Raw genomic sequence first — 11,007 nt, 5'->3', positions numbered from 1 at the left:
GTAAGTAATTGAGCGTTAATAACAACTGATCCTCTATAGCTAAAGTATGAGGACGACCTGATTTCTTTTTGAGTGATTCTGCTTTTTCTAAAACCTCTACCATTTCGGTAAAAACTGGTCGAGGTACGCCAACCAAGCGTTTAAATTCAGAATCTGAAAAACGGTTTAAGTTCTGATATCTCATGAAACTTAGATTGAGGTGGTTTTTACTTTCGCAAGAGGTCTAATATAAGCAGTATTAAGGAAAAAATCTTTTTTTAGTTCAATGAGCATTTTTATTCTCGAGAAAAATTTTAAGAAATATTTATAACATATTAATTCAAAAAAGCTTAATTTATAATCTATTTCAACAATTCATGACTCTTCAATGCTAAAAAGTCTACCTTTTACCGAGTTTGAGAATTTTATAACGAATTAGTAAAACATTAAGAATTCATATAAATTATTATGGAGATGTTAAATTTATGTCTTTTAGGTCAAGCTATGGAAATAACTATAATTATTGTAATCTTAGCTATTATTGCAGTTCTACTGATCATCTTCTATAACAAGAAAAAGTGAGCCATGGATAGCCAACGATTTGGCAGGCACTTTTAGTTTGCTATGTGGACTGCCACACTCATAGAAGAAAAAACAGTTAGTACGTAGGATATTCTTCGTCTCATCATATCTTATTGATGAATATCATTTCAATCAAAGAGCTGGACCAATGAATTGCGGCAGCTATAAAAGAAGATAAAGAGGTTAATAAAATATTAATAGGCTACAAGCTATTTTTCACACTTTATGAAGGACTCAAAATTTGCCGAATAAATTAAAAACTCGGCACTGAGTCCTACTCAGAGAAAATATATAAATTTAAAAATAAAAGTCACCCCCTGATGAGTACCAATGACACTTTAAATAACCATTTTTTGATAGATTTGAATGGGTGAACAATACAATTCAAGTCAAAATGTAAGCTCAAATGCTAAGCCAACAACTATTGATATTTTTGATTCTAAAGGACACGTGAGAGGCAGAGCTACACCTCAACGAAGTATAGAATTTCTATATTTTAATTAATTCAAATTTGTGATTATCCGGATACGGGGATTGGCCAGGTAGGGCATCTGTAACATGAATTAGGGTAATCACACCACCCAACTCACGATGCACCCTAATTGAAACCCACCCTAGTTTAGGGAGCTTCAATGATCGTTGTTTTTCATCGCCAACCAGCGAGATAGAACCATTTGGGGCTTTCTCATTAACCTGGTTGTTTGTGGTGTAACTTTGTCTATGGGTTTTCTTTTTGAAAGATGGTGGGCCTGCAGGATTCTCTTTATCGAAAAAGGCTGAATAAGCTTTTTTTAGATTCAGTTGAACATTGGTTAAAGCCAAGCTGTCGGGTTCACCCAGCCAAGGGAATTCAGTTTTATACTTGGCAGGTGTATTGATACGGTGTTTACTAGTCTGCTCATATTCAGCTTTTGAATCTGCCAAAAGCGCATTCCACATAAATCTTGTGGAACCAAAGGTTTTAGCCAACAAAACCTTTTGTTCTTCTGTTGGAAATATTGGAAATCTGTACGCATGATGATGCACACCAGCAGGCAGACTTTTCTTTTTAGGAAAGCCTTTTTTGGTCGCCTTGCTTGCTGGAATATCATTCATTGTGGGTAATCCAAAATCAATGCTTATGGTTGTGTTCTTGGTTCTCAATATATTGCTTAATCACCTCAAGTGGCGCACCACCAGTTGTAAGTAAGCAAAACGATTGGGACCAGAAAGTTTCTTTCCACAGCACTTGTTTAATCTGTGGAAATTCTTTTTTAAGCAATCTTGAGCTTGCTGATTTGTAAGCATTAATGAATTTAGATAATTCAGACTTAGGCTGGGCCTTGAATAAGATGTGAACATGATCAACATCATGATTCCAAGTGATCAATTCCAATTTATAAGTTGGTGCAATGTGGTTGAATATTTCTTTGGCTCGGTTAGAAATCTCATCTGTGAAAACCTTACGTCTGTACTTCACCACCAAAATCAAATGATAATTAAGTAAAAAGACTGAATGAGCATTTGTATCTAAACTATAAGACATTTAACAACTTAAAAATATAGACTGATTTATAAAAGTTAGCACAGACAGGATGTGTTCTGCAATCAATAGTTTATTTATATTTTTATCGAAAAAATATAAATAAAGAGCTTACATCCCACCGCTTATAGAAGCGGGGGAATTACGCTCAGTGGTTAAATTATAAGGGAAAGATATGTCAAATCTCGAAGATCCACGGGTCTTGTTTGCTCTGGAGCGCACAGCATTGGCATGGAACCGGAGTGGTTTAGCCCTGATTGCCTTTGGTTTTGTAATTGAAAAATCAAATTTACTCATTCAGTTGGTAGATCCTGTGAAGTACCAACATAAGATTGTATATAGTCACTGGTTGGGTATTGTAGTGATTGTCTTTGGTATGCTGATTAATCTGGCATCGATTCGGCAATACCGTACCGGACTGAAATCATTAACCCAGACAGAGTTTTTGCCTGATTATCACACCCAGCATCCCGTTTGGCTCAATCTATTTACCTTGCTGACTGGGCTTCTGCTGATCATTTCTTTTTGGATACATTGATTGTTTAAACTCCACAATACAGTTGATACAACGTTTGCATAAGAGCAAGTACTTTAGGATCAGAGACCTGATAGAAAATCTGTTTACCTTCACGACGAGTGCTGACCATGTCTGCTTTTCTCAGTACAGTCAATTGTTGTGACAAGGTAGGTTGCTGGATATCAGTGCGTAGTTCAATTTGCTGTACATTGAGCTCACCTTCAACCAGGACACACAGAATTTTAAGGCGATCCGGGTTTGACAAAACTTTCAGACAATCACTGACAAGATCGACTTGTGCAAAGTCTATTCGCGCTTTTAACTGAGCAGTGTTCATGAATGTGTCCTAATAACCAATAATGAGATACAAAATAATCAGTACTTCTGCTTGAATATTTTTATTTATTATATAATATAAAATTATATATTGTAAATGAGTAGATGTACTATGCATGATTTTCTCATCGCATTTTTAGGTGGATTACTGCTTGGCGTAGCTGTGGTCGGTTACCTGTATGTGCATGGTCGTATCGCAGGCATCAGTGGCTTAATCGGACAGGTACTGAATCCTAAAACGATGTTTAAAACCCCTGCGATCTGGTTTATGTCAGGCTTAATCACGGTGCCATTTATCTATGGGCTGTTTGTTCAGCCAGAAATTGAATTGAATTCGAGTCCGCTGATGATGGTGGTTGCGGGTCTCTTGGTTGGCTTTGGTACACGCCTAGGGTCTGGATGTACTAGTGGTCATGGCATTTGTGGGATGAGCCGTTTATCTAAACGTTCCATCGTGGCCACCATGAGTTTTATGTTTGCCGGTTTTGTCACTGTTTACATCATTCGCCACATCACAGGAGCTTTCTAAATGAAAAATTTCCTTGCTTTCATTTTCGGTGGTTTGTTCTCTGTAGGGCTGATGCTATCCGGGATGTCGAATCCGGAAAAAGTGCTGGATTTCCTGGATCTGTTTGGTGATTGGGATGCCAGTCTGGCCTTTGTCATGATGGGTGCAATTGCCGTGGCATTTATTCCATTTCAAAAAGCTATGCGTTCTGCAGCACCGAAAACCGTATTTAACGAACCTATTGTATTGCCTACCAGTCAAAAACTCGATCCACGCTTAATCATTGGTAGCCTGTTGTTTGGTATCGGCTGGGGGATTGCCGGGGTCTGTCCTGCACCTAGCTTTACACTGATTGGCCTGGGGCATTACGAGGTCTTCTATTTTATTATTGCGATGTTGATCGGCGTATTGCTGCATCGTAAATGGGCAGGAGAATAACGATGGTAAAACACCCGCTGGTACAGGATTTTTTTGACGAAGCGACCAATACCTTCAGTTATGTGGTATCCGATCCAGTCACAAAGCGCTGTGCCATTATTGACAGTGTGCTGGATTATGATCCGGCATCTGCAACGACATCGACCACCCAGGCAGATCGTATCATTGCCTATGTTAAAGCCCAGGCTTTACAGGTGGAATGGATTTTGGAGACCCATGTTCATGCCGATCACCTGACTGCAGCGCAGTATCTGAAACAGGAATTGGGCGGGAAAATTGCGATCAGCCAGAAAATTGCTGTGGTGCAGGAGACCTTTGCTGCAATTTATCATCTGGATCTCAAGCAGGTGAATGCCAATCAGCCATTCGATCATTTATTTGAAGATGGTGAACATTTCAAAATCGGTGAGCTGGATGTCTATAACATTCCAACACCGGGACATACACCTGCTTGCCTGAGCTATGTGATTGAAGATGCAGTCTTTGTCGGTGACACCTTGTTCATGCCAGACTATGGTACAGCACGTTGTGATTTTCCAAAAGGCAGTGCGCCAGTCCTGTATGACTCAGTACAGAAGCTGTTTGAACTGCCAGAGGATACACGGGTCTTCCTGTGTCATGATTATCTGCCTGAATCACGTCATGAATATCAGGGTGAAACCACGATTCAGATACAAAAACAGCATAATATTCATGTGCATAGTGGGGTCAGTAAAGCAGATTTTGTAGAAATGCGTCAGCAGCGTGATGCCGGATTGAGTATGCCGAAGCTGATCCTGCCTTCCATTCAGATCAATATGAAAGGTGGACAGTTCCCAACGCCAGAAGAGAATGGGGTTTCTTATTTAAAACTTCCACTCAATTACTTCAAATAGGCATTTTTCAAGATTAAACAAAAAGGTTTGTCTTTTGTTTAATTGCTTTAGTAAATAGAGGAACAGTGGCTATGTGGGTATTGATACTTGAAGGGCTGGCCATCGGTGGGTTATTGGGTTTAACCGGTGCTGGTGGTGGTATTCTGGCTGTACCGGCACTGATGGCGAGTCAGGGTTGGACTGTGGCACAGGCTGCACCTGTGGGCTTGCTTGCAGTCACTTTGTCCGCATTCGTTGGAACGTTCGAAGGTTTATTCAAGCGTATTGTACGTTATCGTGCTGCGCTCTGGATCGCCTTGATCAGTATTCCTTCAGCCCGTTATGGCGTGCATCTAGCCGATATCGTTTCTCCGGTCTGGTTGACGCTGGCTTTCAGTTTGGTGATGCTGATTGTGGCTTACCGGATATTCTTTAATAAAGTCAATGACCATGAAAATCCACCGTGTAAAGTCAATCAAACGACCGGTCGCCTGATCTGGAATGTGAAAACTGCCTCGTTCCTCGCCGGTATTGGCGTAGTGGCGGGTTTGCTGACCGGTTTGCTTGGAGTGGGTGGGGGTTTTGTAATTGTTCCAGCCCTGCGTAAATTTACAGACCTCGATATACGCAGTATCGTCGCGACTTCCCTGATGATTATTTTCCTGATTGGCGGTGTCAGTATTTATGCCCATGTGCTGGATGGCTTTCAATATCCTGTTTCGGTCACACTGACTTTTGTCCTGGCCTGTATTGTGGGGATGTTGATTGGACGTAGTCTGATGCACCGGATTGAAAGTAACAGGGTACAGAAGATTTTTGCCACCACTGTGATTGGGGTAGCTGTGTATTTAATCTATTCAGCACTCATGGGCTAGTCCCGTGAAGTGCTGTCCGGACGGAGATAGAAAGTCTGCTTCTGGATGACAGATGGATACCCTGTTTTCTGTCATTTGAATGAATATCCAGCAGGTGTAGAGTCTGAAATGACTTTAGCAAATAGACTATTTGCAATAGTGCTGAAACAGCCGCGGTGTGAGCTTACAACAAAGAGCTTTTAATCTACTTAATGATAGTTTGTAAAATATAAATATGATTTTGATGAGCGAGGAAGAATGAAAATGATGAAAACTGCAGAGCAATTGATCCAGAATGCAAAAAGCCGGATTCAGGAAGTGAGCGTAGATGAACTGTTTGAGGCGATGAAAAACCATAAAACGATTCTGATTGATGTTCGGGAACCGGATGAATTTCAGGCGGCAGCGATAGACAGGGCGGTTAATTATCCTCGTGGTGTTTTAGAAATGAGAATTCACCAACATCCTTTGGTTAGCCATCATTGCGATACCATGCAGGCACTGGAACATCTTAAAGATCAGCCGATCTATTTGATCTGTGGTACGGGTGGACGTTCCGCATTGGCAACCGATACCTTACAGAACATGGGTTTTACCCAGGTCAAGTCGGTTCAGGGTGGTTATCAGGCCTGGCTGGAGCAGGGCTATCCGGTAGAAAAATAAGCCGTTGAATAGGTGAACAACCGTATTGTTGATTGTTGATTGTTGATTGTTGAATGTGAGAAGTAGTGATGAAATACAAAGAATTAACCCAGAACATTTCAGGCAGTTTAAGAACCTTAACTCAGGATTCACCTGATTTAATGAAAAGTTTTAATCAGTTGTCCCAGACCGCAATGCGCGATGGTGTGATTGATCCCAAAACCAAGGAATTGATTGCCTTGGCGATTGGTGTCGCATCACGTTGTGATGGCTGTATCGGCTTTCATGTCAGAACCCTGGTCAAAATGGGCATGACCCTGCAGGAGCTGGAGGAAGTTCTGGGCGTTGCGGTATATATGGGCGGTGGACCTTCATTGATGTATGCCGCAAATGCACTGGATGCCTTTAAAGAGTTTTCCAGCTGATTTGATTGTAGTAAATGGAGGGATGAAATGAGTCAGCACTGGAATGAATTGTATGCCCAGACGCAGGACCTGTACGGCACAGCAGCAAACCTGTTTATCCAGGAGGTTGCGGAAAAAATCCGGATAGAAGGTAAAACACTGGCAATTGCTGAAGGAGAAGGACGCAATATCCTGTACCTGGCTGAGCAGGCAAGACAGCAAAATTATCCTTTTTCGGCAGAAGTCTGGGATTATTCAGATGTTGCCTTGAAGCATCTGTCTAGCAAGGCCGAAGCCACAGGGATAAAGCTCGAACTCAAAAATGTTGATTTAACAGCAGCGAAATGGCCGTCCGAGCGTTATCAAAACGTGATTTGTGTATTTGGTCATTTCGATACACAAACGCAAAAACAGGTTTTAGCAGGCATAAGAGAATCCTTGCTAAATGGTGGATGGTTTATCGGTGAGCTGTATTCCAAGGAGCAGATCAACTATCAAACCGGGGGGCCTAAAAATATCGAATATTTATACGATCCTCGATCCATTCTGGACGTATTTGGGCAGGACCATCTCCATCATTTTTATGTCGGAGAACAAGAAAGACAGGAGGGAGAATTACATTGTGGTAAATGCCATGTGATTCAATTTGCGATACAAGTGATGAAGCAAAAATAAGGGCACTGTTGCAAATAGGGGTCTAAGTCAATGATATTCAATTCAAAAAAGCTGAGAGACCGAACCCCTGTTGATTAGACACACTTCACTGCAACAGCTTGAAAGGTGTGATGGAAAGATTACAAGGCCATCACTCAACAAGCAATTGCACAAAATTATTTACAGGCTCTCTACAGGCTCTAAATTGAAGAGCATGCTCTTCAATTTAATTTAAAACTTAAGATGTGTGTAGATTCCTATGCCCAGCGGGAGAGGGTTTTCTGTTTTTAAAAAGACACCATCTTACCCGGATTCACCAGTGCGCCCAGTCCATAAACAGTTTTGGCTATTGGAATCACCACAGGGGCAAGTGTGCGACCAAACAAAATATCCTGATGCTGAATAGTGGTCAGCATATTGAAATCATCGGCCTTACCACAGAAATCATCTGCAATCGCTTTACCGATGCGCACCGTTTGCGCCACGCCATGCCCACTCCAGCCTTGAACTGCATAAATCGGGAATTTATTGCCAAATTTACGGCTGTCGGCTGCACCATTCATGGTCAAATCTGTTGTACCACTCCAGACAAAATCAAGTTCAACCTGTTTCAATTGTGGAAACACATGCTTGATTCGACCTAACAAATATTGATGGGTTTTTTCAGGACTCCAACATGAGCCTGTTCCTTCACCGCCAAATAAAATTCGGTTTTGGGAGACCCCACGGTAGTAGTCAATTTGGAACTGGGTGTCATATACAGGTGTATCGGTGGGCAGTAATTCTTTTAAATCGACTTCCAAAGGCGCTGTGGTACATACATAGGTATAAAACGGAATGGTGGTCTGATTGTTTTTTTGCAGCAGTTTAAACGAGGCATGATGCACGCCCATGACCACACTCTTACGTGCCTTTATTACACCACTTGTGGTCGTGACATAAATCCCATCTTCACGCTCTTCCACTGACACGACTTCAGTTTGCTCAAACACTTGTCCACCGTTTTGGCAGAAGCCATAAACCAGCCCACGGTTCAGTGCGAGTGGGTGGATATGCCCTCCAAGCGAGTCGATTAGACCGCCACAATAATTCTCTGAAGCAATGTGCTGTTTCAGCTCATGCTCACCGACAATTTTGGTGTGATCTTCACCTAAGAATTTACGTGCATCTGCCCCCTGGGTTAAACCGACCAGATGCCCTTCATGCACTGCTGCGGTGATATGTCCACGTTTACGCTGTAGGTCAAGTTGGTATTTTGCTGCAATGTCATCAATTAAAGACATCGCTTCAGTAGAGGTAAAGTGCCAGAGTTTTTTCGCATCTGCGTAGCTGAAATGCTCGATCATTTCCGCCGCTTCCCAACGCGCCAAACCTGGTGTGAGCTGTCCGCCATTACGACCGGATGCTGCACCGCCAATGCGGTTTTTTTCCACCAGAATGGTATCTACGCCCTGTTCAGAAAGATGTAGTGCTGTCGATGCGCCAAGTAGCCCACCACCAATCACCACCACATCACATTCAAGGTCGGCATTTAAACCTGGAAAGAACCCCACTTTTCTTATTTTCTCAATATCCCGATAGTGTCCATTATTTATTAAATGGACATTATGTTTATGGCCTTAGACACTTTTATAGACACTGAACAAACGACAGAAAGAACCCGCAGAATCTTCGCAACTGATTTTAAACAGCACCTGGTCGAGCTTTGCCTGCAGCCAGACACATCGGTGGCCAAGGTGGCAATGCAACATCAGATCAATGCCAATTTGCTACATAAATGGATTCGCCAGTCCAGATCAATGGTCCCGGCATTAAAAAGCCCACCCAGTCCACAGACCGACTTTCTTCCCGTCATTCTTCACCCGACTCCAGTCAGACAAGAAGCACCTCTGCCACCTGACGCAACTAAACAAGAAACACCTCCACCACCTGTGCCGGAGAAGAATGCTGTCGCTCATATCAGGATTCCATTGCATAAGGAACAAGGTTCCGCAAGGGATCAGATGATCGAGATCGACTGGCCGGTGGAATCAGCAAAGGAATTACTGCCTTTAATTCAGGGCTTGATCAAATGATCCGTATCGATGAAATCTGGCTCTCTACCCAGCCGATGGATATGCGTGCAGGTATGGATACTGCCATGGCTCAGGTGCTGAGAGCCTTTGGCTATATCAAACCGCATTGTGCTTACCTGTTCTGTAATAAACGTGGCCATCGCATGAAAGTACTGGTGCATGATGGACTGGGCATCTGGCTGTGTGCCCGACGGCTGGAACAGGGCAAATTTCACTGGGCTCAGGTTCACCAAGGTGAAACAGTAGCCATCAGTCGGGAGCAGTTACAGGCACTGATCCAAGGTTTGCCTTGGCAGAGAATTGGACGACAGCAGGTGGTGACTATGCTCTAAACCAAGCTCATCCATTCTGCTATTCTCCAAACGTTTTATTTACACATATTCATGATCTCAGCCATACTGCGGTCATGAAAATGCTGCCTGATTTAAGCCAACTGACCCATGAACAACTGCTGGAATTTACCCGGCAGTTGGCGCTGCAGCATCAACAACTCGCAGAAGATAAACAACAATTAGATGCCAAAGTTCAGCATCTTGAAGTATCAAATAAGCAATTAGATGCTCAAGTTCAACCCCTTTCTATTCTCAACCAAAAATACGAGCATGAACTTGCGCTATTTAAACAGCATAAATTCGGCAGTAAAAACGAACATCTAACCGCAAAACAAATCCACCTATGGGACGAAGCGGTTGAAGAAGATATTGCTGCGGTTGATCTGGAACTGGAACGACTGAATGCAGATAAAACGAATGCAGCTGCGCAGAAAGCCCCAGCCAACAAACCTAAACGTCGACTGCTGCCAGATCATCTATACACCATCCGTATTGAGCATGAACCTGTATCAACCCAATGTGCTTGTGGCTGCACCTTGCGTCGTATCGGTGAAGATATCAGTGAAAAACTGAATTTCAGACCGGCACAGTTCTATAAGGAACAGCATATTCGTGGCAAATGGGTGTGTGATCAATGTGACACACTGACCCAACAAGCAATGCCGGCATATGTGATTGAGAAAGGAATCGCCAGTCCTGAATTACTCAGCCATGTACTGGTATCGAAGTATGCAGATCATTTACCGCTGTACCGTCAGCGCCAGATCTTTCTACGCGCAGGTGTTGATCTGTCCAGATCAACGTTATCTGACTGGATTGGTCGCTGTGGTGTAGAGTTAGAACGCCTAACCGATGCATTAAGAAAGGTGATCCTACAGCAAGCGGTGATTCATGCAGATGAAACACCCGTCACCATCATGCGGATGGATGATAAAGATAAAAAACCGAAGAAAGGTTATGTCTGGGCTTATGCAACAACCCAATATAATCCAATTCAAGCCGTGATTTATGACTTTCAAGACAGTCGCTCTGGTGAACATGCCGAAGCCTTTCTAAAAGATTGGCAGGGCCATCTGGTCTGTGATGATTACAGTGGCTACAAAGCACGCTTTAGATCAGGTCAGGTCATTGAGGTGGGCTGCATGGCACATGCACGTCGTAAATTCCACGAACTGCATGTGACCAAAAAAAGTCAGGTCGCTGAACAGGCATTAGTGCTGATTCAGAAACTGTATGCCATAGAAGCAGAACTCAGGAAAAAGACGGATGGTACAGCGCAACACCGCCGCGAATACCGACAACAGCATAGT

Annotated in this window: 14 protein-coding genes and 2 pseudogenes; 11 read left to right on the top strand and 5 right to left on the bottom strand. The window is 42.8% G+C overall.

From position 1 onward, the window contains the following. The 3 genes and pseudogenes from E0409_RS16010 to tnpA (E0409_RS16000) form a co-directional block, all read right to left on the bottom strand. Nucleotides 1–184 (bottom strand): annotated as a pseudogene (locus E0409_RS16010) (hypothetical protein); the annotation flags it as partial. An 866-nt stretch (nt 185–1,050) separates the two neighbouring features. Continuing rightward, nucleotides 1,051–1,656 carry a helix-turn-helix domain-containing protein gene (locus tag E0409_RS16005; RefSeq protein ID WP_131292480.1) on the bottom strand — a complete coding sequence of 202 codons (606 nt, stop codon included), beginning with the start codon at nt 1,654–1,656 and terminating at the stop codon, nt 1,051–1,053. Nucleotides 1,657–1,672: 16 nt separating this feature from the next. After that, entirely contained in the window at nt 1,673–2,086 is a 414-nt protein-coding gene (gene tnpA, locus E0409_RS16000; protein WP_131292477.1) for an IS200/IS605 family transposase, read from the bottom strand. A gap of 172 nt (nt 2,087–2,258) precedes the next feature. On the opposite strand from tnpA (E0409_RS16000), the gene E0409_RS15995 reads away from it, so the two are divergent. After that, nucleotides 2,259–2,621: a YidH family protein gene (locus tag E0409_RS15995; protein WP_131292474.1), complete on the top strand. Its 363-nt coding sequence runs from the start codon at nt 2,259–2,261 to the stop codon at nt 2,619–2,621. A gap of 4 nt (nt 2,622–2,625) precedes the next feature. Here E0409_RS15995 and E0409_RS15990 read toward each other — a convergent pair whose 3' ends face one another. After that, nucleotides 2,626–2,937, bottom strand: coding sequence for an ArsR/SmtB family transcription factor (locus E0409_RS15990; protein ID WP_131292471.1), 312 nt, complete (start codon nt 2,935–2,937; stop codon nt 2,626–2,628). Nucleotides 2,938–3,048: 111 nt separating this feature from the next. Here E0409_RS15990 and E0409_RS15985 point away from each other — a divergent pair, with 111 nt between their 5' ends. The 7 genes from E0409_RS15985 to E0409_RS15955 all read left to right on the top strand — a co-directional run bounded on the left by E0409_RS15985 (nt 3,049) and on the right by E0409_RS15955 (nt 7,311). Beyond that, nucleotides 3,049–3,465, top strand: coding sequence for a YeeE/YedE family protein (locus E0409_RS15985; protein ID WP_131292468.1), 417 nt, complete (start codon nt 3,049–3,051; stop codon nt 3,463–3,465). Next, a complete protein-coding gene (locus E0409_RS15980; protein ID WP_131292465.1) occupies nt 3,466–3,882 on the top strand; it encodes a YeeE/YedE family protein in 417 nt (138 codons plus the stop codon). Nucleotides 3,883–3,884: 2 nt separating this feature from the next. Then, nucleotides 3,885–4,757, top strand: coding sequence for an MBL fold metallo-hydrolase (locus tag E0409_RS15975; RefSeq protein WP_131292462.1), 873 nt, complete (start codon nt 3,885–3,887; stop codon nt 4,755–4,757). Nucleotides 4,758–4,828: 71 nt separating this feature from the next. Further along, nucleotides 4,829–5,611, top strand: coding sequence for a sulfite exporter TauE/SafE family protein (locus E0409_RS15970; protein WP_131292459.1), 783 nt, complete (start codon nt 4,829–4,831; stop codon nt 5,609–5,611). Between the two features lie 246 nt (nt 5,612–5,857). After that, on the top strand, nt 5,858–6,253 hold the full coding sequence (locus E0409_RS15965; RefSeq protein ID WP_131292486.1) for a rhodanese-like domain-containing protein: 396 nt from the start codon (nt 5,858–5,860) through the stop codon (nt 6,251–6,253). A gap of 68 nt (nt 6,254–6,321) precedes the next feature. Continuing rightward, a complete protein-coding gene (locus E0409_RS15960) occupies nt 6,322–6,657 on the top strand; it encodes a carboxymuconolactone decarboxylase family protein (protein WP_131292456.1) in 336 nt (111 codons plus the stop codon). A 27-nt stretch (nt 6,658–6,684) separates the two neighbouring features. Continuing rightward, nucleotides 6,685–7,311 carry a class I SAM-dependent methyltransferase gene (locus tag E0409_RS15955; RefSeq protein ID WP_131292453.1) on the top strand — a complete coding sequence of 209 codons (627 nt, stop codon included), beginning with the start codon at nt 6,685–6,687 and terminating at the stop codon, nt 7,309–7,311. Nucleotides 7,312–7,577: 266 nt separating this feature from the next. Here E0409_RS15955 and E0409_RS15950 read toward each other — a convergent pair. Continuing rightward, nucleotides 7,578–8,834, bottom strand: a pseudogene (locus tag E0409_RS15950) (NAD(P)/FAD-dependent oxidoreductase); the annotation flags it as partial. 69 nt (nt 8,835–8,903) lie between these two features. On the opposite strand from E0409_RS15950, the gene tnpA (E0409_RS15945) reads away from it, so the two are divergent. The 3 genes from tnpA (E0409_RS15945) to tnpC form a co-directional block, all read left to right on the top strand. Continuing rightward, complete coding sequence (gene tnpA / locus E0409_RS15945) at nt 8,904–9,365, top strand: IS66-like element accessory protein TnpA (RefSeq protein WP_131292450.1); 462 nt, start codon at nt 8,904–8,906, stop codon at nt 9,363–9,365. Then, nucleotides 9,362–9,697 carry an IS66 family insertion sequence element accessory protein TnpB gene (tnpB, locus tag E0409_RS15940; RefSeq protein ID WP_074947976.1) on the top strand — a complete coding sequence of 112 codons (336 nt, stop codon included), beginning with the start codon at nt 9,362–9,364 and terminating at the stop codon, nt 9,695–9,697. Before tnpA (E0409_RS15945) ends, tnpB begins: the two co-directional genes overlap by 4 nt. Before the next feature lie 74 nt (nt 9,698–9,771). Then, a partial coding sequence (gene tnpC, locus E0409_RS15935; protein WP_131292483.1) for an IS66 family transposase occupies nt 9,772–11,007 on the top strand: 1,236 nt, incomplete at its 3' end.

It is taken from the genome of Acinetobacter sp. ANC 4862 (genome assembly GCF_004336635.1).
Classification (GTDB): Bacteria; Pseudomonadota; Gammaproteobacteria; order Pseudomonadales; family Moraxellaceae; genus Acinetobacter.
Note: the sequence above shows the minus strand (reverse complement) of the source record. Positions and strands in the feature narration are given on the sequence as shown.

Coding starts and splice junctions, on each gene's coding strand:
- E0409_RS15970 (WP_131292459.1), top strand. CDS start 4,829: ATGTGGGTATTGATACTTGAAGGGCTGGCCATCGGTGGGTTATTGGGT.
- E0409_RS15965 (WP_131292486.1), top strand. CDS start 5,858: ATGAAAACTGCAGAGCAATTGATCCAGAATGCAAAAAGCCGGATTCAG.
- tnpA (WP_131292477.1), bottom strand. CDS start 2,086: ATGTCTTATAGTTTAGATACAAATGCTCATTCAGTCTTTTTACTTAAT.
- E0409_RS15960 (WP_131292456.1), top strand. CDS start 6,322: ATGAAATACAAAGAATTAACCCAGAACATTTCAGGCAGTTTAAGAACC.
- tnpA (WP_131292450.1), top strand. CDS start 8,904: ATGGCCTTAGACACTTTTATAGACACTGAACAAACGACAGAAAGAACC.
- E0409_RS15955 (WP_131292453.1), top strand. CDS start 6,685: ATGAGTCAGCACTGGAATGAATTGTATGCCCAGACGCAGGACCTGTAC.
- E0409_RS15975 (WP_131292462.1), top strand. CDS start 3,885: ATGGTAAAACACCCGCTGGTACAGGATTTTTTTGACGAAGCGACCAAT.
- tnpB (WP_074947976.1), top strand. CDS start 9,362: ATGATCCGTATCGATGAAATCTGGCTCTCTACCCAGCCGATGGATATG.
- E0409_RS16005 (WP_131292480.1), bottom strand. CDS start 1,656: ATGAATGATATTCCAGCAAGCAAGGCGACCAAAAAAGGCTTTCCTAAA.
- E0409_RS15990 (WP_131292471.1), bottom strand. CDS start 2,937: ATGAACACTGCTCAGTTAAAAGCGCGAATAGACTTTGCACAAGTCGAT.
- E0409_RS15985 (WP_131292468.1), top strand. CDS start 3,049: ATGCATGATTTTCTCATCGCATTTTTAGGTGGATTACTGCTTGGCGTA.
- E0409_RS15980 (WP_131292465.1), top strand. CDS start 3,466: ATGAAAAATTTCCTTGCTTTCATTTTCGGTGGTTTGTTCTCTGTAGGG.
- E0409_RS15995 (WP_131292474.1), top strand. CDS start 2,259: ATGTCAAATCTCGAAGATCCACGGGTCTTGTTTGCTCTGGAGCGCACA.